Genomic DNA, 21,393 nt, shown 5'->3' with positions numbered 1-21,393 from the left:
AGTCACCGCGCTGTCACGGGGTCAGCCGATTACCCGCCCCTGACTTGACGCAGTCTTACGAATCCGTTGCGTCACCAGGGATTGTGAAACGTAGGGCGTGGCGGTCAGTTCCCCGCCTACTGCGCGGCACTCGGCACGGCATCTCGCTGCACGGGAGCCAAGCTCACGATGCTGCGCATCGCAGCGCTCGTCTCCCGCGCACCGAGCTACCGCGCCGAGCACCTGCTCGCTACGGCGGGGAACTGACCGCCACGCCCTAGCCGGCCGCTTGGCGGCTGCCGGCGCTCGCGTGCAGCTGCACCGGCAGCGACTCGACGCCGTACACGATCGAGAAGTCGCGGAACCGCAGCTGCTCCTCGGAAACCGCGAGGGACAGGTCGGGGAAGCGGTGGGCCAGCGCGCTGAACGCGGCGCGCAGCTCCATCCGGGCCAGCTCGGCGCCGACGCAGCGGTGCATGCCGTGCCCGAACGCGAGGTGCGCGGCGGGCGCCCGCTCGGGCCAGAAGTTCTCGGCGTTGGGGCCGAAGATCTCCTTGTCCCGGTCGGCGCCGGACAGCGACACCGCGACCAGGTCGCCCTTCTTCACCTGGTGCCCGAACAGCTCCTGGTCGTGCTTGGCGAACCGCGGGAAGGCCACCTGGACGACGGTCAGGTAGCGCAGCAGCTCCTCGACGATCGCGTCGACGGCGCCCGGCTCGGTGCGGATCCGGGCGAAGTTCTCCGGGTCGCGCAGCAGCACCAGCGTGCCGAGCGCGAGCATGCTGGCCGAGGTCTCGTACCCGCCGAGGAAGACGCCGTCGGCCAGGCCGCCGAGCTCGATGTCGTCGATGGTGTCGCCCTGCTCGCGGATGATCGAGCCGATCAGTCCGTCGCCGGGGTTCTTGCGCTGCTTGCGGACGATCTCGAACAGGAAGTCGCGCGACTCGCTCGCCGAGCCGAACACGCCGATCCCGCCGCCGGACAGGTCGAACCGGGCCGGGCCGAGCGCGCGGAACCGGTCGCGGTCGTCCTCCTCGACGCCGAGCAGGTCGGCGATCAGCAGGAACGGCACGTTGAAGGCGAAGTCCGCGACGATGTCGGCGACCGGGCCCTTGGCCTCCATCAGGTCGAGCTGGTCGTTGACGATCTTCTCGATCGCCGGCTCCAGCCGGGCCAGCCGGCGCTTGGTGAACTCCGGGGTGAGCAGCTTGCGCAGCCGGGTGTGGTCCGGCGGGTCGGTGAAGCCCAGCCCGCCGATGCCCTCGGACGGCTTGTTCGGGTCCGAGCCGACCAGCGGTCGGATGTCGTTGCTGAAGTTCGTGCTGTCGGCCAGCACGGCCTTGGCCTCGGCGTACCCGCTGACCATGAAGACGTTCATGCCGAACAGGTGGGCCAGCTTGTGCACCGGCGCGGTCTCGCGGATCCGCTGCATCTCCGGCACCGGGTCGAGACCTTCGCGGCGCAGCGGCATCGACACCTGGCGGGGGAACATCTTCATCTTCGACAGGTCCAGACCACCCCTGCGACTGGTCCTGCTCAGCAACCGGCTGCCGACCCATTTCTTCAGGTATGTCGCAACCATGACTCCCACGCGCCCTCTCTGAACAGCTGCCCGGCAACGACTCTGACTGCTTCGAAAGTAGCCGTCGCGAGGACCAGAACTGATGGTGTTGGCACCACTTGAATGGTGGCGTTGGCACCACCATGGGAGGGGGCCACGGCCGTGCCAGCACGAAGCGTGTCATGCCGGAGGGCCCCACTGCCACCGGAACCCACCTGTTGTTCCCCCTTAGCGGGGGCAGGTGGGTTCCGGGGGTGGTCTCAGGGAAAGTCCAGCCGAAAGACGGATGCGCGTGGGGTCGTTGCCCCTTCGGTCAGGAGTCCTTGCAGGTCAGCCGCGCGTCGGCCCAGTCGGCGTGGTCGCTGGTGACACCGTCACCGGCATCGGTCACCTGCAGTGTCAGGTTCTGGCCGCCGGTCACGTCCACCGCGACGGGCACGGTGGGAGAGGTTCCGGTGAGCAGATCCGATGTGTACTTCACCACACCGTCGACGGCGACCTTGAAGCTCACCTTGCCCCGGTCCTCCATCTCGTCGTCGATCCCGACCTGAGCGGTGAAGGTGCTGCAGTTGCCGCCGAGCCGGACGCTGATCGAGCTCGGCGCGTGCGTCCCGATGCCCTTTGCATACTGCGTCCCGGCCAGCGTGAGCGGTCCGCCGTCACCGGCGCCGTCCTCACCGTTGCTCTGGTCCCGCTCGGACGGTCCCCAGCCGTTGGTCGAGTCGGTCCACTCCAGGTCGCTCACCCACGGCTGACCGGTCGGTGCCGGGGGCAAAGGCTTGTCCGCCAGGGTGGCCGCGAAGAAGCCGAGACCACCACCGGGCAGCTTGATCGCCCTGACCGTCTTGCCTGGCGTCAGCGGTACGGCGGTGTAGAAGACCCGGTAGTCGGTGGTCGTGTTGGCCAGGCCGCTCGCGGTGTAGCGGCCCTTCACCGACACCGCGACCTTGGCGCCGCCGGTGGTCGGGTCCTGGCAGCACCAGTTCGGCAGCTGCAGCGGCGCCTGGGACTCGGTGCCGTCGGTGTAGATGACGGTGACGTTGCCCTTGGCATTCAAGCTGGCCCCGGCGCCGAGCAGCGCCAGGTGCGAGCCGCTGCCCGAGACGAGGATCGGCGCCGACTGGTTCTTCACCAGGTTCGCCGTACCGGGAGCGCCGGTCGGCCAGGTGAACTCGGCGCCCTGGACGGTGACCTTGGCGCCCGGGGTGTAGCCGGCCGCGGCGAGTGCCTCACCGTTGAAGCTGTTGCCGGAACCGTCGAAGTTGCCCTGGGCATAGGTGTTCGCGTCAGTCACCCCGACCACGGTCGCTGCCTGGGACAGCGACGCGTACGGCAGTTGAGCGGTCGCGACTGTGCTGTTCGTGTACGTCGCGCTTCCCACCTTGTAGGTGGCGTCGAGTCGCAGGGTGAACGCGGCGGGTTTCACCGACGCGGCCGGCGTCACCTGGAGCTTGGTGGTGACGGTCTTTCCCGGGTCGACCGCGGCGAACGTGCTGTTTCCGCTGACGGTCCATCCGGCCGGCAGGCTCGGGACCAGCCGGACGTCGCGCATGGTCGCCGTACCGGCGTTCTTGAACGAGGCCGTGACCTCGGTGGCCTGGCCGGGGGCGTTCCAGAGCGACGGGCTGCTGAGCTCCGGAGTGCCGAAGGTGTCGGTGACGGTCTTGCCACCCCCGACGGAGGTGGTCCCGGACAGCCGGACCGTGGCGGACTTGCTGGTGGAGATCGCCGTGGTCTTGACCAGGACGACGCCGTTCTCGTAGTACCAGCCGGAGGAGGCCGCGAGGTAGGCGTTCTTGCTGACCAGCTTGGTGAGCTTGCGGCTGTTGAGCGTCACGTCGCGCGGCGCCGTCCCGGTGTGGACGGTCAGCTCGTACGGGCGGGCGCTCGGCTTGCCGGCGTACGAGCCGCGGCTCTCACCGATCTTCACCGTCACGTCGCCCTGACCGGTGGTCGGAGCGTCGACCGCCAGCTGCTGGGTCGCGGACTTGTTCTCCTTGTAGTTGCGGGTGACGCGGTCGTCCTCGTACAGGTCGAACGACGACTTGCCCTCCGGGTAGACGTCGACCGTCAGGCGGTCGCCGAAGCCCTGCTCGGCGGCGGTGTTGATGCCGCTCTTCCACATCGGGACGACCGCCCCGGCCTTGACGAACAGTGGCAACGTGTCCAGCGGAGCGTGGTAGCCGTTGACCGTGGTCGGGCCCTGGTAGACCTTGCCGGTCCAGTAGTCGATCCAGCGGCCCTTGGGCAGGTAGATGCCGCTCTTCACCTCGTCGGCGCTCCAGCTCGGCGCGACCAGGAACTCCTTGCCGGCCAGGAACTCGTACTTGGCCGCGTCACCCCAGGTGTTCGGGTCGGTCGGGTACTCCAGCACCAGCGACCGGTTCAGCGGAGCGCCGGTGCGGTGCGCCTCGGCGGCGTAGGAGTAGAAGTAGGGCAGCAGCCGCTCGCGCAGCTTGAGGTACTTGCGGTTGATGGCCGTGTACGGCGCGCCGTACGTCCAGGGCTGCTTGTACGCCGGAGTGGCCCAGCCCGACATCGTCATCAGCGCCGGCGTGAACGCCTTCCACTGCAGGTCGCGCACGTAGCTGGTGGGGGAGCCGCCGAAGATGCCGTCGATGTCCCCGGCGCTGTAGGCGATGCCGGAGTTGCCGGAGCCGGTGATCGCGGGGATCTGCCACTTGATCGCGTCCAGCGAACCGCTGTGGTCGCCGGTCCACTGCACCGCGCAGCGCTGCGCTCCGGCCCAGCCCTCCACCATCCAGGCGAAGCCGCGGGCGTTGCTGTACTGCTCGATGCCGTCGTGCGCGGTGTCGCAGGCGCTCAACGCGTACCGATAGCCCGGGCCGACCCACGCCACGTCCAGCTTGCGCACCCGGACCCCTGCCTCGCCGACCTCGGCGGGCTGGCGGTCCAGCGAGGACTGCGTCCACAGGCCCATCTGGATGCCGCGCTTGTTCAGCTCCTCACCGGTCTGCTTCAGCGGCGGGATCTCCCGCTTGCCCCACCAGGTCCCGTCGACCTGCTCGGAGTCGGTGTCGTCGGAGTAGCCGCAGCCGTAGTCGTCGTTGACCAGCATCCAGCCGCCGGGCATGTCCTCGTCGCGGAACCTCTGGGCCACCTTCACCGCGTCCAGCGTCGTGGTCTTGTCCGGGTGCACCTTCCAGTCGTTGCTGGTGTCCGGGTCGGTCGCGTAGTGGCCGCGGTTGTAGCAGTCGGAGTCGCCGTACTCGAGCCCGTAGACCGGTGGCATGAACGGCCGGCCGGTCAGCTCGGTGTAGCGGTCCAGCGAGGTCTTGAGGTCGCCGACGAAGTAGTACGCGTCGAAACGCTTCTCGTCGTGGCGGGTGACCACCGGCTCGGTGAAGGAGTAGCTGCCGGGGCTGAAGGTGTTGCGCAGTACGCCGTACCCGGCGGTGCTCATGTAGTACGGCGACGCGTTCGGGTTGCCGCCGTCCTCCCAGTTGAAGTCGCGGGAGACGGTGACGGTCTGGTCGCGGTGCGAGAAGCGGCCGTTCTGCATGCCGCCGCCGAAGAACTGCTCGGTGGCGCCGCGGCTGAGCGACTGGCTGGCGGAGCTGTCGGTCCACGACAGGGGAGCGGTCTCGGACCAGACCTGCTGGCCGTTGCTGCGGTAGAGGGAGAAGCGCAGCGGCGACTTGTTCGCGCGGACCTCGATCTTGCCGGTGGTCAGCGAGTAGTAGCTGCCGCGGTCCCGCCAGCTGGTCTGCGGCTTGGCGTAGTCGGTCTTGGCGACGATGTTCGACGCCGGAGCGGTCGGGTCGGTGGGCGGGGTGTTGGCGGGGTCGGTGAACTCGCCGTCGGGCGCGAGCCACAGGCGGAACACGTCGTCCTTGACGAAGACCACGCGGACCTTCGCCGTACCGGCGGTCAGTGTGTACGTCGCGTTGTCGGCGGCGAAGGCGGTCACCGCTCCCAGCGAGGTGCCGGCGGCCTGGGTGGCGGCCGCCGACGTGCTGACCAGGGCACCCGCTACTAACGCCAAACTCGTCGTGGTCAGCAAAGCTGAACGTTTAAGGTTACGAAAGATGCTCAAGACGGCCTCACTTCAAGCAACTATGAACAGTTTCGCCATTGATAACCGATCGCGGGCGCGCTGTCACTAGCTCGGCTGTCATGAAGTTGGGACGGGTCCTCCATCGGACGGTGGATCCGCGGTGACAGTGCGTGAGGCGACGATGTTGCGCATGGCGAACCGTCGAAGGATCAACCAGGCGCTGACCGGCGTCCTGGCCGTCGCTCTGCTCTCCACGCCGCTGACCGCACAGGCCGATCCCGAGCCGCAGGACCCCGACTACACGCCGGTCACCTTCGACCTGCCCGAGCCCAGCGGCCGCTACGACCTGGGCACCACCGAGCTCCACCTGGTCGACCAGGCCCGGGCCGACTCCACCGCACCCAGCGGCAAGCGGGAGTTGATGGTCAGCGTCTGGTACCCGGCCGCCGGGATCGGCCGGGACGCGCCGCTCGCCAAGTACATGCCCCAGAAGACCGCCGAGTACGTCGGACGCCAGTGGTCCGAGGCGTTCTGGCTGCCGGGTACCGTGCTCGACTTCGCCCACACCGACACGCACGCGCGGGTCGGCATACCGGTCCGGACCGGCAAGCACCCGGTTGTCGTGTTCTCGCCGGGGTACCCGTTCAGCCGGTTCCTCAACACCCAGCAGGCCGAGGACCTGGCCAGCCGGGGCTACGTCGTCGTCACCATGGACCACACCGGCGAGACACCGGTCCAGTTCCCCGACGGCCGGTTCGTCCCCGGGCACGACCCGGACCAGACGCCGACCGCCGAGCTGATCCACGACGTGGTCGACACGCGGACCGCCGACACGCGTTTCGTCCTGAACCAGCTCGAGCAGCTGGCCGCCGGCCGGAACCCGGACGCCGAGCAGCGCAAGCTGCCGCACGGGCTGCGCAACGGGCTCGACCTTCGGCGTACGGGCATGTTCGGGTACTCGCTCGGCGGCTACACGGTCGCGAACACGATGCTGCAGGACCGCCGCGTGCAGGCCGGGGCGGACCTGGACGGCACGCTGTCGGACAGCAAGACCGATCAACTGGTCGGTGAGGTCGCCCGCAAGGGGCTGAAGCGGCCGTTCCTGCTCTTCGGCTCCGACACCAGCCAGCGTGTCGACCCGAAGGCTGCGCACTACGACGCGTCGTGGGCGGCGTTCTGGAAGTCCCAGCAGGGCTGGAAGTTGAACCTGCAGCTGAAGGGATCCGAGAACTTCGCGTTCTGCGACTTCCGGTTCGTGTTCGCCCAGCTCTTCCACCACGTGTACGGCGACGACGAGCTGATCCCGATCGCCGTCGGCAAGCTGGTCGGCCAGGGCGACGAGACCCAGGCCGTCACCGCCCAGCGCGACTACCTGGCCGCGTTCTTCGACCAGACCCTGCGCGGCCGCCCGCAGTCGCTGCTGCGCGAGGAGTCGGGCGAGTTCCCCGCGATCGGTTTCGTCCGCTGAACAGTTCCGGTCTCGGCATCCGGGACCGTGCGGGTGCGCGCCTCACGTGCGGGCGGAGTACGAGGTACGGCGCGGTCGCTTTCCCGTGCTTTCCGTGACCCGAATGCGGCTCGTGGCGGCGCGACCGGTTACCGTGCGTTGAGAAATGCGTTGCTGTCGGCCGTACTCTGTCTTCGGGCAGGGTCGGTGCTCGGGGTGGTGCTCACGGGGAATGAGCAGTCCGGCCGCAGACGTTGGTTGGGCGTACGGGCCGTAGAACAGCAAGGAGCGCAGTGGCAGGGGCAGCAGGGACCAAGACATCGTCCGGAACCGCGGCAGCGGGGACCGGGCGCCGGCTGGTGATCGTCGAGTCGCCGAAGAAGGCGCGGATGATCGCCGGTTTCCTGGGCGCCGGGTACGTGGTGGAGTCCAGCTTCGGCCACATCCGGGACCTGCCGAAGGGGGCCGACGAGATCCCCGCGAAGTACAAGGGCCTGCCGTGGGCCCGGCTCGGCGTGAACATCGACGACCACTTCGACCCGCTGTACGTCGTACCGGCCGACAAGAAGGCGCAGATCCGCAAGCTGAAGGACCTGCTGAAGGACGCCGACGAGCTCTACCTCGCGACAGACGAGGACCGCGAGGGCGAGGCCATCGCGTGGCACCTGCTGGACGAGCTGAAGCCGAAGATCCCGGTCAAGCGGATGGTCTTCCACGAGATCACGCCGAAGGCGATCCAGGACGCGGTCGGCAGCGCGCGGCAGATCAACGACGCGCTGGTCGACGCCCAGGAGGCCCGGCGGATCCTCGACCGGCTCTACGGCTACGAGGTCTCGCCGGTGCTGTGGAAGAAGGTCATGCCGAAGCTGTCGGCGGGCCGGGTGCAGTCGGTCGCCGTCCGGATGGTCGTCGACCGCGAGCGGGAGCGGATCGCCTTCCGCAGCGCGTCGTACTGGGACCTGGACGCCACGCTGGACGCCGGCGAGGGCAAGACGCCCCGGCTGTTCCCGTCGCGGCTGGTCTCGGTGAACAGTCAGCGGATCGCGCAGGGCCGGGACTTCGCGCCGACCGGTGAGCTGAAGGGCCAGAACACCGTCCACCTGGACGAGTCGACCGCGACCGCGCTGGCCGCCGCCCTGCAGAGCTCGCAGTTCACGGTCCGCTCGATCGAGTCCAAGCCGTACACCCGCAAGCCGTACGCGCCGTTCCGGACCACCACGCTGCAGCAGGAGGCCGGGCGCAAGCTGAACATGTCCGCCTCGCAGACGATGCAGATCGCGCAGCGGCTGTACGAGAACGGCAACATCACCTACATGCGTACCGACAGCGTCACGCTGTCGGACACCGCGATCACCGCGGCCCGGGCCCAGGTCCGCGAGCTGTACGGCGCGTCGTACCTGCCGGACAAGCCGCGGGTCTACACCTCCAAGGTGAAGAACGCCCAGGAGGCGCACGAGGCGATCCGGCCGGCCGGGGAGCAGTTCCAGACCCCGGCGCAGACCGGGCTGTCCGGTGCGGAGTACCGGCTGTACGAGCTGATCTGGATGCGCACGATCGCGTCGCAGATGAAGGACGCGGCCGGCAACAGCGTCTCGATCAAGATCGACGCCAAGGCCTCGACCGGGGAGAACTGCGAGTTCACCTCGTCCGGCCGGGTGATCACCTTCCACGGCTTCCTGAAGGCGTACGTCGAGGGCGCGGACGACCCGTCGCACGAGACCGACGACCGGGAGACCCAGATCCCCGACGTGGCCGAGGGCGACGTGCTGCCGGCCACCGAGGTGATCGCCTCCGGGCACGAGACCAAGCCGCCGTCGCGCTTCACCGAGGCGACGCTGATCGCCCAGCTGGAAGAGCGCGAGATCGGCCGGCCGTCGACGTACGCGTCGATCCTGGGCACGATCCAGGCCCGTGGTTACGTCTACAAGAAGGGCAACGCGCTGGTTCCGGCGTGGCTGGCCTTCGCCGTGGTCCGGCTGCTGGAGGAGCACTTCACCCGCCTGGTCGACTACGCGTTCACCGCCTCGATGGAGGACGTGCTGGACGACGTCGCCGCCGGGAACCTGCAGCGTGAGGGCGTGCTCGGCCGGTTCTACTTCGGCGACGACGACCTCGAGGGCCTGCAGTCGATGGTCAGCGACCTCGGCGACATCGACGCCCGGGAGATGTCGACCTTCCCGGTCGGCCCGCCGGACAGCGGCATCGTCGTCCGCGTCGGCCGCTACGGCCCGTACGTCGAAGGGCCGGACGAGACCCGCGCGAACGTGCCGGAGGACCTGCCGCCGGACGAGCTCACCGTCGACAAGGCCCGGGAGCTGCTGAGCCAGCCGTCGGGTGTGGAGATCGAGCTGGGCGCCGTACCGGACACCGGGCTGCAGGTGGTCGCGAAGGCGGGCCGCTTCGGTCCGTACGTGACCGAGGTGCTGCCCGAGGACGCGCCGAAGAGCGCCAAGCCGCGGACCGGTTCGCTGCTGAAGTCGATGACGCTGGACACCGTCACGCTGGACGACGCGCTCAAGCTGCTGTCGCTGCCGCGGGTGGTCGGCAAGGACCCGGAGTCCGGTGAGGAGATCACCGCGCAGAACGGCCGCTACGGGCCGTACCTGAAGAAGGGCACCGACTCGCGGTCGCTGCAGACCGAGGACCAGATCTTCGACATCACCCTCGACGAGGCGCTGAAGATCTACGCCGAGCCCAAGCAGCGCGGCCGCCGTGCTGCCGCGCCGCCGCTGAAGGAGCTCGGGGAGGACCCGGAGTCCGGCAAGCCGGTCGTGGTGAAAGAGGGCCGCTTCGGTCCCTACGTCACCGACGGGGAGACCAACGCGACGCTGCGCAAGGACGACGCGGTCGACACCATCTCGCTGCTGCGGGCGGCCGAGCTGCTGGCCGACAAGCGGGCCCGTGGCCCGGTGAAGAAGACGGCCAAGAAGTCGCCGGCGAAGAAGACCGCGGCCAAGAAGACGACCGCGAAGAAGACGGCCGCCAAGAAGACCACGACCAAGAAGGCGGCGGCGAAGAAGACCACCGCGAAGAAGGCCACGGCGAAGAAGTCCTGAGAGACTGGACCATGGCGCCGATCCGGAAAGACACCGTTCCGCAGGGACCGGCCGAGGTCACCGCGCAGCGGCTGCGGGAGCGCGGCGAGCGGGTGACCCCGGCGCGGCTCGCGGTCGTCGAGGTGCTCGCCGGCACCGACGAGCACCTCAGCGCGGAGCAGATCGGCGAGCGCGCCGAGCAGCTCCGCCCGGGCATCCACCGGGCGACGGTCTACCGGGCGCTCGATGCGCTCGGTGAGTTCGGGCTGGTCACGCACGTCCACCTCGGCCGCGCCGGTACGACGTACCACCTGTCCGGCGAGCTGGCCCCGCGCCACCTGCACCTGCGGTGCTCGGAGTGCGGCAAGGTGCTGGACGCCCCGGGCGACACGCTCGACCCGACCCGCCGCAAGCTGCAGCGCGACCTGGGCTTCAAGCTCGCGCCGGAGCAGGTAGCCCTGGTCGGCATCTGCGCGGACTGCGCCGGCTGACAGTCCGCACGTCCACGTGACCACCGACTCCTGCTGGTTCTGCGGCCGGCCGGCCTCGGTCCTGGACTCCAGGCAGGTGCACCTGCACCGCGACGTGGACGAGGCGCTGCTCGGGATGTACGCCGAATGGAAAGCGACGTCGGTCGGCGTACCGCGCTGTCATCGGTGCCGGCTTGGGCACGACGTGCACCGGGTGGTCTGGTGGGTGCTGGTCGTCTCGGCCGCCGTCACCGGGATCCTGCTGGTCGCCTCGGGTGCCAGCCGGCTGAGCGGCGAGGCGTGGGCCGACGAGTGGCAGCTGGTGCTTCCGGTGCTGTGGACCTTGGCCTGGCTCGGGCTCTGGCAGGTGATCCGGCGCCCGCAGGTCAGGTGGCGCTGGGTCGCCCCGCGTCCGGAGCGATGGGCCCGTGAGCATCCGGCGGTCCTTCAGCTCGTCGACGAGGGTTGGCTGCACCGCGGCGGGCCGTTCTGAGGCCTGTGCGATTCTGAGGTGTCCATATCTGTTCATCGGTGTGGATTCGTGAACAGATCAGTCGTAGGCTCGTCGTCTGTGACCTACGACCACAGTTACGTCGAAGACTTCGCCCCCGCCGCCGGAGTGCTGCCCCCGCGGGCCTGGCTGGACGACGACTCCGCCCGGGTCTCGCTGACCGGTGACTGGAGCTTCCGGCTCTCGCCGAGCGTGGCGGAGGCGCCCGGCGACCTGAAGGATCCGGACACCAGCGGCTGGGACACCATCAGCGTGCCGGGCCACTGGCAGTTGCAGGGCTACGGCGCTCCGGCGTACACGAACATCGACTATCCGTTCCCGCTCGAGCCGCCGTACGTGCCGACCGACAACCCGACCGGCGACTACGTCCGGACCGTGCAGGTGCCGGCCGACTTCGCCGGGGCGCGGATCGTGCTGCGGTTCGAGGGGGTGGACTCGCGGTTCGCCCTGTACGTGAACGGTGAGCTCGTGGGCTGGTCGTCCGGCTCGCGGCTGCCGAGCGAGTTCGACCTGACCGACCTGGTCACGCCGGGCCAGGAGGCGCGGATCGCCGTCCGCGTGCACCAGTGGTCGACCGGCAGCTACGTCGAGGACCAGGACATGTGGTGGCTGTCCGGGATCTTCCGTGAGGTCAACCTGCTCGCGCTGAAGCCGACCGCGCCAACCGACGTGTCGGTGCGGGCGGCGTACGACCACACCGACGGGGCGGGCACGCTGGTGGTCGAGTCCGACGTCGCGGGCACGGTCGTCGTACCGGAGCTCGGGCTGGAGCTGCCGACCGGCGAGCACGCCCGGATCGAGAACGTCGAGCCGTGGAGCGCCGAGGTCCCACGCCTGTACGACGCGGTGGTGCGCACCGAGGGCGGCGAGGTCCGGATCCGGATCGGTTTCCGCACCGTCGCGATCGTCGACGGCGTCTTCACCGTGAACGGCAACCGGGTCCTGTTCAACGGCGTCAACCGGCACGAGGTTCACCCCGACCGCGGCCGCGCGCTGACCGAGCAGGACATGCTGGACGACGTCCTGATCATGAAGCGGGCCGGTATCAACGCGGTCCGGACCAGCCACTACCCGCCGCACCCGCACTTCCTCGACCTGTGCGACCTGCACGGCCTGTATGTCGTCGACGAGTGCGACCTGGAGACCCACGGCTTCGGCTACGAGCCGCAGGCGCCCGACCTGCCGAACCCGGTGATGGACGAGCGCTTCAAGCCCGACCTGGTCGAGCGGATGCGCCGGATGGTCGAGCGGGACAAGAATCATCCGAGCATCGTGATCTGGTCGCTCGGCAACGAGTGCGGCATGGGCGACAACCTCAAGGCCATGTACGCCGTGGCCAAGGAGCTCGACCCGTCGCGGCCGGTGCACTACGAGCGCGACACGCACGCGGAGTTCGTCGACATCTACTCGCAGATGTACACCTCGCCCGACGACGTCGCGAAGATCGGCGAGGACCCGACGTCGTACCGGGGACTGCCGTTCATCCTGTGCGAGTACGGCCACGCGATGGGCAACGGTCCGGGCGGGCTGCTGGACTACCGGGAGCTGTTCGAGAAGTACCCGCGCTGCCAGGGCGGTTTCATCTGGGAGTTCATCGACCACGGGCTGCGCAAGAGCGAGGACGGGCAGGAGTTCTACGCGTACGGCGGGGACTTCGGCGAGACCATCCACGACGGCAACTTCGTCTGCGACGGGTTGCTGTTCCCGGACCGGACGCCGTCGCCGGGCATGCTCGAGTACGTCAAGGTGATCGAGCCGCTGCGGATCGTTGCTGAGGGCAATGGTGTGGCGATCGGCAACCGGTACGAGGTGCTGGACACGAGCCACCTGACCTTCCGGTACGTGGTCGAGGTCGAGGGCTCGCGGGTCGCCGGTGGTGACCTGGCGGTGCCGGTCATCGCTGCAGGCGAGACCGCGTCGGTGGAGCTGCCGGCCTCCGTGCGGGAGTTCGCGACGCAGGCCGAGGCCTGGGTGACGGTCACCGCCGAGCTGACCGACGGTACGGCGTGGGCCGAGGCCGGGCACCGGGTCGCCTGGGGGCAGGTGCGGCTGGACGAGCCGGCCGCCGTCGCCCGCCCGGCTGCCGCCACCGGCTCGGCCGCCGCGGCGCGGTCCGAGGGCGTCGGCGGGGCGTGCAAGGCGCCGACCGACGGAGTCGCCGGGGCGCACGGGATCACGGTCGGCGGCATCGCCAACGCGCGGCTCGACGTCTGGCGGGCCCCGACCGACAACGACACGATCCCCGGCGTCGCCGAGGCGTGGCGTGAGGCCGGCGTCCACCGGGTCCAGCACCGGGTCGTCTCGACGAGCACGCACGAGACCGGCTGGAAGGTCGTCACCCGGACGGCGCCGCCTGCGCTGCAGTGGGGTCTGCTGACCACCTGGGTGTGGAGCCGGATGGAGGACGGTCTGCACCTGGATCTCACCGTCAAGCCCGAGGGCCAGTTCCCGGCGACCCTGCCGCGGCTGGGCGTCACCTTCGAGCTGCCGAAGGTGGACAACGTCGAGTGGTTCGGCGCCGGCCCGAACGAGGCGTACGTCGACACCCGGTCGGCCGCCGCGGTCGGCAAGTACTCGGCGACCGTCGAGCAGCTGCAGACGCCGTACGTGCGCCCGCAGGAGAACGGTCACCGCATCGACACCCGCTGGGCCGTCCTGACCGGCGCCCAGGGCACGCTGCGCGTCGAGGCGGCCCCGGACCTGTTCGGCCTGACCGTCCGCGACTGGACCAGCGCCGACCTGGAGAACGCCAAGCACACGATCGACGTGAAGCCCGGCGACACGACGTACGTGACCCTGGACCTCGCCCAGGCCGGCATCGGCTCCAACTCCTGCGGCCCGGCCCTCGCCGACAAGTACAAACTCCACACCGCCCCGGCGTCGTTGTCGGTGAAGTTCAGCTAAGCGCAGTAGCAAACCGCCTCCGTCGAAGTCCAACTATTCGACGGAGGCGGAATGCGTTCGGCGGCGGGAACCCGTGCGTGCCCTGCTCGCGTCCGAGTGGTCGTGTCAACCGGCACAGACCACAAAGACCGTTGCTGGAAAGGGAAACGAGCATGGCGGATTCGCTGGACGACCTCAAGGAGCAGTACCAGAACCTCAAGGAGTTCCAGTCCGAGATGAGGCAGGCCGGAATGTCCGCGAGCAGCCGGCAGATGAAGGACAGCGCCAACCAGCTCGGCAAGCTGAACAAGAAGATCGAGAAGCTCGAGAAGGGCCGCTGACTCGTCTGCCGTGCTCCCGCCGTCGCGCGACGGCGGGAGCGGATCCCTTGGAGTGATCGATGTCCGAGCAGTACACCCCGTACTATCCGCACGTCGCGGCCTTCGTCTCCGAGTTCCTGGTGAAGGCCTACGCACGCAAACTCGGGCACAGCCACGTCTGGTGCCCGGAGTGGTACCGGCACTTCGAGGCGATGTGCCGGCTCGACGCCCTGTGGCGTTCCTGGGAGTACCTGCGCCAGGACGGCGACACCGGGATGTCGGTCTGGTGGCGCGACCACGCCGACCACCACATGACGTTCCTGCTCGACCCGGACGGCCCGTTCGGCGGCTGCCGGCGCGAGCACACCGAGTTCCCGACCCCGTCCCTGCCGCTGATCGACCCACCCGAGGGCCTGTTCGAGGACGAGCGCCAGGCAGTCGCCATACCGGCTTAGACGTCAGTCGATGGCCAGCACCGCCTTGCCTCGGAGCTTTCGGGTGAGCAGGGCGGTGCGGGCTTCGTCGACCTGGTGCCACGAGCCCTGCCAGCCGATCTGGGGCTCGAACTGGCCGGCGACCAGCAAGCCGAGCAGGTGGTCCAGGTCCGGGCCGAACGGCGTGCTGACGGAGAACGCCTCCACCGCGCGTTGGCCGCCGCGGAGGCGGGCGGCCTCGAAGTCAAAGGTGGTGGTGGCGCCGCCGGTGCTGCCGATGGACAGGGCCAGCCCGCCGCGTTTCAGCAGTTCGTACGCCGTGGTGAGCGTTCGGCCGCCGACGATGTCCAGGACGCCGTCGACCGGGCGGACGCCGGCCAGGTCGGTGACGACCTCTGCAGCGCCTAGTGCCGACAGACCGGTGCCGCGCTCCGGCGTACCGACGGCTGCGACGACCTCGGCGCCCGCCAGTGCGGCCAGCTGGGTTGCGGCCCGCCCCACGCCACCTGAGGCGCCGGTGACCAGCACCCGGTGGCCAGCCAGCGGCTGCCCGTGGGCGCCCGAGTCCAGGTGAGTGCTGAGCCGGCGTACGGCCTGCAGGGCGCTCACCGCCGCACCGGGGAGGGCAGCAGCGGCGGCGAGGTCCACGGTGTCCGGTACGACGGCCAGGTCCTCGGTGCCGACGGCGTGGTAGTCCGCCCAGGCGCCGGGCGCCCGGAACCCCACCACCCGGCTCCCCACCGCTGGGCCGGACCCGTCCGCCGCCGCGCGAACCACCGTGCCGGCGGAGTCTCGCCCGACCACGTCACCTGCTTGGTGCACCAGCTCGGTGCGGGCCACCTCGACCCAGTTGAGACTCGAGTACCGGACGGCGACCAGGGCCTCCGTCGGGCCGGGGTCGGGGACGGCGACCTTGGTCATCCGAAGGCCGTGGGGAGGGTCGAAGACGAGCGCGCGCATCGCGGCAGGAACGGTCATGTGTCCAGCCTCCGGCGCGAGCGGCGGCCGGGTCCAAGGCCTGCTGGTACAACCGATGGTTATGGACGCCCACGTACGCGATCTGCGCTACTTCCTGGCGGTGGCCGACGCCGCGAGCTTCACCGCGGCCGCCGAGCGGCTGTACGTCAGCCAGCCGGCGCTGTCCAAGCAGGTCCGGGCGCTGGAGAAGAGCCTCGGGCAGACGCTGCTGTGCAGGGACAACCGCGGCATCTGCCTGACCCCGGCCGGTGCGGTGTTCCTGCCCCACGCGCGTGAGGTGGTGGACCGCTGGGACAAGGCCTGGAACGCGCTGGCCCAGCAGGCGAACTCAGTGGTGGTCGGACTGCAGACCAGCCCGGGCCGGAATCTGCTGCCGAGGATCCGGGCCGAACTGCCCGAGCAGCTCACGCTGGAGCTGCGGCAGGTGTCGTGGGCAGACGCCAGCTGCGGGCTGGCGGACCGGAGTACGGAGGCCGCGTTCTGCTGGTTGCCGCTGCCGGATCCTTCGGCGTACCGGTGGTTGACCCTGGCCCGGGAGCGTCGGGTGCTCGCGGTGGCCGACAAGCATCCCCTGGCCGGGCGGGAGTCGGTGACGTTCGCGGAGATCGCGGGCGAGCCGATGCTGGCCCTGCCCGAGTCCGCCGGCCCGCTGCGCGACCACTTCCTGGCCGTCGATCAGCGGGGCGGGGTGCCGCCGGTGATCGGCGGGGTGGTGACGGACGGCGAGACGACGTACGAGGCGGTGGCGGCCGGGCAGGGCGTCGTACTGCTTGCTGAGGGCAACACTCCGGTGCTGGCCCGGCCCTGTGTGCGGATCGTCGCGGTGGAGGACCTGCCGCCGAGCGAGCTGGTCCTGGCGTGGCGGGCCGACACGGAGTCGGCAGCGGTACGCCGGCTGGTCCAGGCCTGCGTCGACGCGGGCCTGGACCAACTGGGGTGATCAGCTACGGCCGGTGAGCTTCCACAGGCCCGGCAGGACCGCACCGGCGACGGCGGCCTTGATCAGGCCGCCCACGATGAACGGGGTGAAGCCGGCGGCGATCGCCTGGCCCGCATCGAGGTGGGCGGTGACGGCCAGCCACGGCACGCCGACGGCGAAGATGATCGCCTGGCCGGCCACGAACAGCGGCAGCGCCTTCCACAGGGCCCGGTCGAGCTGGTGCTTGGCGGCCAGACCGATCAGGTACGCCGCGGGCAGGAAGCCGACGATGTAGCCGCCGGTCGCACCGCTGATCACCTCGAAGCCGCCGGAGGCCTCGCTGTAGAACGGCAGGCCGATCGCGCCGAGGACCAGGTAGAGCGCCTGCCCGGCCAGGCCGCGGTGCGGCCCGAGCGCGGCAGCGGTCAGTACGACGGCCAGCGTCTGCCCGGTGATCGGCACCGGCGAGCCCGGCACCGGGATCGCGATCTGCGCCAGCGCGGCGGTGAACAGCGCGGCCGTGACGACCAGCGCGACGTCGCGGGTCCGGGACCTGCCCAGGACGTCGGCGAGTACGAGCGGCCGTTGAGCGGGCAGGGGAACGGCGGTGGTCACGAAGCCTCCACATCGGTCGGCCGCCCGGCGTACGGACGGCCCTTCTGGATCAGACCGCCTCAGTTTGCCTCAGGACCCGCCCGGCGAGTGCGTGCTGTGTCAATGACCACTCTGTGGATAGTCCGCGCCGCGGGAGAGCTTCTCGTTCCGGCGGACGTCGGCGAGCGTCTCCTCCAGCGTGCCGACGACGGCGTCGAAGCCGGCGCTGCCGAGCACGAGCCGGTGCGGCGGAGGGTCCTGCTCGAGTGCCTGCAGGACGGCCCGGGCGCCGCGCGCCGGGTCGCCCGGCTGCACGCCGTCCTGGTCGATCATCGTCCGGCGGAGCGCCTCGAGCTGCGGCAGGTACGCGTCGACCGTCTCCTGCGGCGGCTCGTCGGCGAAGCCCGCGTAGGCACGGGTGCGGAAGGCGCCCGGCTCCACGGCAAGGACCTTCACGCCGAACTCGGCGACCTCGTGCCGCAGCACCTCGGTGAGGCCTTCCAGCGCGAACTTCGCCGCCGAGTAGAAGCCGAACCCCGGTACGCCGCGCAGCCCACCGACCGACGACAGGTTCACGATCCAGCCATTGCCCCGGGCGCGCATCCCGGGCAGGACCGCCCGGGTCACCGCGAGCACGGCGAAGAAGTTCAGCTCCAGCACTCGGCGTACGTCGTCCTCGGGCATCCCTTCGACCGACCCGTACCAGCCACGGCCGGCGTTGTTCACCAGCACGTCGATGCCACCGAAGCGCTGCTCGGCCGCATCCACGGCGGTCCGGATCTGGTCCGGGTCGGTCACGTCCAGCGGCAGGACGAGTACGGCGTCGCCGTACGGCTCGGCCCAGGCGGCCAGCTCGGCGGGGCGGCGGGAGGTGATCGCCACCCGGTCGCCGCTGTCCAGAGCCGCCTCGGCGAAGGCCGGGCCGAAGCCGCCCGGGGTGCCGCCGGTGATGAACCAGGTGCGCATGTCGCTCCCTTACTGCTGATTTAGAAGTTAGTGGCTTCGAGATTAGCAGTTACCCCGCCGAGTCGCCGGCGTCGGGTGGTGTCCGTGCGGCCGACTAGGCTCTGTGTCGTGCCGGAGCCGTACGACCCGTTGACCGATCCAGCACCGGCGCACGACGTGCGGGCGGTGCTGCGGATCCGGGCGTTCCGGCGGCTCTGGATCGCTTTCGGGCTGTCCAGCCTCGGCGACTGGATCGGGCTGCTCGCGCTGACCGCGATGGCCAAGAACTTCGCCGGGGACGACTACCAGGCGGCCAACTTCGCGATCGGCGGCGTGCTGTTCCTGCGCGTGCTGCCCGCCTTGGTGATGGGCCCGGTGGCCGGCTGGGTCGCCGACCGGCTCGACCGGCGCTGGACGATGATCCTCGGCGACATGATCCGGGCGGCGTTCTTCGTCAGCATCCCGATCGTCGGCACCCTCACCTGGGTGCTGGTCGCGACCGTGCTGATCGAGATCGTCAGCCTGATCTGGGGCCCGTCGAAGGACGCCAGCGTGCCGAACCTGGTGCCCCGGCACCGGCTCGAGGCGGCCAACCAGCTGAGCCTCGTCACGACGTACGGGACGGCGCTGCCGGCCGCGGCGATCTTCACCGCGATCACGCTGGTCGGCCGTGGTCTGGGCGACGTCGCGATCGACCTGGCCGTCTACGTGAACGCGGTGACCTTCGCGGTCTCCGGCTTCGCGATCATCTCCGTCGCCGAGATCGGCCGGGCGGGGTCGCACGACCACGAGGAGCACCCGACGCTGTGGCGGACCATGGTCGAGGGCTGGTCGTACGTCACCGGTACGCCGGTGGTGCGCGGCCTGGTCGTCGGCATCTCCGGCGCGTTCGCGGCCGGCGCCGTGGTGATCGGTCTCGGACGCACGTACGTCGAGGACCTGGACGCGGGCGATCCCGGGTACGGCGTGCTGTTCGGCGCGGTCTTCGGCGGTCTCGCGCTCGGGATGGGTTTCGCGCCCAGGATCTTCTCCGGGTTGTCGCGGCGTCGGCTGTTCGCGGCCGGGCTGGTCGGGTCCGGGATCGGGCTGGCCGGGCTGGCGCTGATCCAGCAGATCGAGATCGCCACGATGATCGCGATCGTGCTCGGCTTCTGCGCCGGCGCCTCGTGGGTCTCCGGGTACACGCTGCTCGGGCTGGAGGTGCCGGACAACGTGCGCGGCCGGACGTTCGCGTTCGTGCAGTCGGCGGTCCGGACCGTGCTGGCGCTGACACTCGCCGTGGCGCCGTTCATCGCGGGGGCGATCGGGCGGCAGACCTGGAGCGTCGGGGACCGGTCGCTGAGCTACAACGGCGCCGCGCTGACGATGCTGATCGCGGCGGTGCTCGCCGGGGTGATCGGGCTGGTCGCGTGGAAGCAGATGGACGACCGGCCGGGCGTGCCGTTCTGGCGCGACGTACGGAAGAGCTTCGGGAAGACGCCCGGGGTGTATCCGACGACCGGGTTGTTCGTCGCCCTGGAAGGTGGCGAGGGTGCTGGCAAGTCGACGCAGTCCGCGCTGCTGGTGAAGTGGCTGGAGGAGCGCGGGCAGCACGTCCTGCTGACGCGCGAACCGGGCGCGACCGATCTCGGCAAGACGCTGCGGCAGATCGTGCTCGACCCGGCGACCGGCGACATCTCGCACCGGGCCGAGGCGCTGATCTACGCCGCCGACAAGGCCGAGCACGTCGACTCGGTGATCAAGCCGGCGCTCAAGGCGGGCTCGGTGGTGATCACCGACCGGTACGTCGATTCCGCGCTGGCCTACCAGGGATCGGGGCGCGACCTGGACGTGTCGGACGTCGAGCGGGTGAACCGCTGGGCCACGGACGACCTCCGGCCGAACCTGACCATCCTGCTGGACCTGCCGCCGCGCAGCGGGCTGAGCCGTTTCGAGGAGCGGGACCGGATCGAGGCCCAGTCCGCGGACTTCCACGAACGGGTCCGGGCGGCGTTCCTGGAGCTCGCGGCCGCCGAGCCGCAGCACTACCTGGTGCTCGACGCGACCCAGGACCGCGAACAGATCGCCGCGCAGATCCAGGCCCGACTGCTTCCTCTGCTGCCGAAGGTGGGCTGAATGTCTGTTTGGGACGATCTGGTCGGGCAGGAGCCTGCGGTCGACGTACTGCGGCGGGCTGTGTCGGGTGCGGCCGCTCGACTGCGCGGCGAGAGCGGCGCGGCGACGGCCGGCATGACGCACGCCTGGCTGATCACCGGCCCGCCCGGCTCCGGCCGGTCCAACGCCGGCCGCGCGTTCGCGGCGGCGCTGCAGTGTGCGAACGAGGGCTGCGGCGAGTGCAACGACTGCCGTACGGCGCTGAGCGGTGCGCACCCGGACGTGTCGCTGATCCGTACCGAGCTGTTGTCGATCCGGGTCAGTGAGATCCGAGAACTGATCCGCCGGGCGGCGATGAGCCCGACGCAGGGCCACTGGCAGGTGATGGTCGTCGAGGACGCCGACCGGCTCACCGAGCAGGCGGCCGACGCGCTGCTGAAGAGCATCGAGGAGCCGTCACCGCGGACCGTGTGGGTGCTGTGCGCGCCGACGGTCGAGGACGTCGTTCCGACGATCCGTTCGCGCTGCCGGTTGCTGGTGCTGCGGACGCCGCCGGTCGACGCCGTCGCGGAGATGCTGAGCCGGACGCTCGGGGTGGACGCCGCGCAGGCCGGCTTCGCGGCGCGGGCGGCGCAGGGGCACATCGGGCGGGCGCGTGCGCTGGCCCGTGATGAGACGGTGCGCGAACGGCGTACGAAGGTGCTGGAGGTTCCGTTCGCGCTGCGGGACCTCGGGGCGTGCCTGAAGGCGGCGCAGCAGTTGGCGGAGGCGGCCAAGGAAGAGGCCAAGGCGAGCGCCGCGGCCGTCGACGAGAAGGAACGCGCCGCGCTCGAGCAGGCGCTCGGCGTCGGCACGAAGGGCGCCAGGCCGCGTGAGGCCGCCGCTGCGGTCAAGGACCTCGAGGAGCAGCAGAAGGCCCGGGCCAAGCGCTGGGAACGCGACGTCCTCGACCGCTCGCTGGTCGACCTGATGGCGCTCTACCGCGACGTCCTGGTCGTCCAGACCCGCGCCGGCAGCGACCTGATCAACGCCGAGCTGCACAAGTCGATCACCCAGTTCGCCGACCGCACCACCCCCGAGGCCACCATCCGCCGCATCGACGCCCTGGCCGCCTGCCGAGAAGCCATCGAAACCAACGTCGCCCCCCTCCTGGCCCTGGAAGCCATGACCATCAACCTCTTCGAAGGCTGAACACAACAGGCGGA

The 21,393-nt window shown here is 70.1% G+C and carries 15 protein-coding genes; 10 read left to right on the top strand and 5 right to left on the bottom strand.

The genetic code is table 11. The features are described 5' to 3' along the window. Nucleotides 1–256 precede the first annotated feature (256 nt). Both ABD235_RS21005 and ABD235_RS21000 read right to left on the bottom strand, forming a co-directional pair. Nucleotides 257–1,561: a cytochrome P450 gene (locus ABD235_RS21005; protein WP_344176528.1), complete on the bottom strand. Its 1,305-nt coding sequence runs from the start codon at nt 1,559–1,561 to the stop codon at nt 257–259. 292 nt (nt 1,562–1,853) lie between these two features. Further along, entirely contained in the window at nt 1,854–5,564 is a 3,711-nt protein-coding gene (locus ABD235_RS21000) for an NPCBM/NEW2 domain-containing protein (RefSeq protein WP_344176526.1), read from the bottom strand. 184 nt (nt 5,565–5,748) lie between these two features. Between ABD235_RS21000 and ABD235_RS20995 the strand changes: the two genes are divergently transcribed. The 7 genes from ABD235_RS20995 to ABD235_RS20965 all read left to right on the top strand — a co-directional run bounded on the left by ABD235_RS20995 (nt 5,749) and on the right by ABD235_RS20965 (nt 14,679). After that, entirely contained in the window at nt 5,749–7,026 is a 1,278-nt protein-coding gene (locus tag ABD235_RS20995) for an alpha/beta hydrolase family protein (RefSeq protein WP_344176524.1), read from the top strand. Between the two features lie 272 nt (nt 7,027–7,298). Continuing rightward, on the top strand, nt 7,299–10,061 hold the full coding sequence (gene topA / locus ABD235_RS20990; protein ID WP_344176522.1) for a type I DNA topoisomerase: 2,763 nt from the start codon (nt 7,299–7,301) through the stop codon (nt 10,059–10,061). 11 nt (nt 10,062–10,072) lie between these two features. Beyond that, complete coding sequence (locus ABD235_RS20985) at nt 10,073–10,531, top strand: Fur family transcriptional regulator (RefSeq protein WP_344176520.1); 459 nt, start codon at nt 10,073–10,075, stop codon at nt 10,529–10,531. Between the two features lie 16 nt (nt 10,532–10,547). Continuing rightward, nucleotides 10,548–11,003, top strand: coding sequence for a hypothetical protein (locus ABD235_RS20980; protein ID WP_344176518.1), 456 nt, complete (start codon nt 10,548–10,550; stop codon nt 11,001–11,003). A gap of 78 nt (nt 11,004–11,081) precedes the next feature. Continuing rightward, nucleotides 11,082–13,925: a glycoside hydrolase family 2 TIM barrel-domain containing protein gene (locus ABD235_RS20975; RefSeq protein ID WP_344176516.1), complete on the top strand. Its 2,844-nt coding sequence runs from the start codon at nt 11,082–11,084 to the stop codon at nt 13,923–13,925. 152 nt (nt 13,926–14,077) lie between these two features. Then, entirely contained in the window at nt 14,078–14,245 is a 168-nt protein-coding gene (locus ABD235_RS20970; RefSeq protein WP_344176515.1) for a hypothetical protein, read from the top strand. Between the two features lie 59 nt (nt 14,246–14,304). Beyond that, a complete protein-coding gene (locus ABD235_RS20965; protein ID WP_344176512.1) occupies nt 14,305–14,679 on the top strand; it encodes a DUF4913 domain-containing protein in 375 nt (124 codons plus the stop codon). Between the two features lie 3 nt (nt 14,680–14,682). Here the strand turns inward: ABD235_RS20965 and ABD235_RS20960 are convergent, their stop codons facing one another. Then, nucleotides 14,683–15,636 carry a zinc-binding dehydrogenase gene (locus tag ABD235_RS20960; RefSeq protein WP_344176510.1) on the bottom strand — a complete coding sequence of 318 codons (954 nt, stop codon included), beginning with the start codon at nt 15,634–15,636 and terminating at the stop codon, nt 14,683–14,685. A 61-nt stretch (nt 15,637–15,697) separates the two neighbouring features. Between ABD235_RS20960 and ABD235_RS20955 the strand changes: the two genes are divergently transcribed. Continuing rightward, entirely contained in the window at nt 15,698–16,576 is an 879-nt protein-coding gene (locus ABD235_RS20955) for a LysR family transcriptional regulator (RefSeq protein WP_344176508.1), read from the top strand. Here ABD235_RS20955 and ABD235_RS20950 read toward each other — a convergent pair whose 3' ends face one another. Together ABD235_RS20950 and ABD235_RS20945 are read right to left on the bottom strand one after the other, a co-directional pair. Then, a complete protein-coding gene (locus ABD235_RS20950; protein WP_344176506.1) occupies nt 16,577–17,170 on the bottom strand; it encodes a biotin transporter BioY in 594 nt (197 codons plus the stop codon). It abuts the gene before it with no gap. A 99-nt stretch (nt 17,171–17,269) separates the two neighbouring features. Continuing rightward, nucleotides 17,270–18,115: an SDR family NAD(P)-dependent oxidoreductase gene (locus ABD235_RS20945; RefSeq protein ID WP_344176505.1), complete on the bottom strand. Its 846-nt coding sequence runs from the start codon at nt 18,113–18,115 to the stop codon at nt 17,270–17,272. A 108-nt stretch (nt 18,116–18,223) separates the two neighbouring features. On the opposite strand from ABD235_RS20945, the gene tmk reads away from it, so the two are divergent. Together tmk and ABD235_RS20935 are read left to right on the top strand one after the other, a co-directional pair. Further along, nucleotides 18,224–20,209, top strand: a complete 1,986-nt coding sequence (gene tmk / locus ABD235_RS20940) for a dTMP kinase (protein ID WP_344176503.1) — start codon at nt 18,224–18,226, stop codon at nt 20,207–20,209. Beyond that, nucleotides 20,210–21,379, top strand: coding sequence for a DNA polymerase III subunit delta' (locus ABD235_RS20935; protein ID WP_344176501.1), 1,170 nt, complete (start codon nt 20,210–20,212; stop codon nt 21,377–21,379). The last annotated feature ends 14 nt before the right edge of the window (nt 21,380–21,393 follow it).

It is taken from the genome of Kribbella lupini, assembly GCF_039529595.1.
In the GTDB taxonomy this organism is placed as follows: domain Bacteria; phylum Actinomycetota; class Actinomycetes; order Propionibacteriales; family Kribbellaceae; genus Kribbella; species Kribbella lupini.
This window is presented reverse-complemented; position numbering and strand designations above follow the sequence as displayed.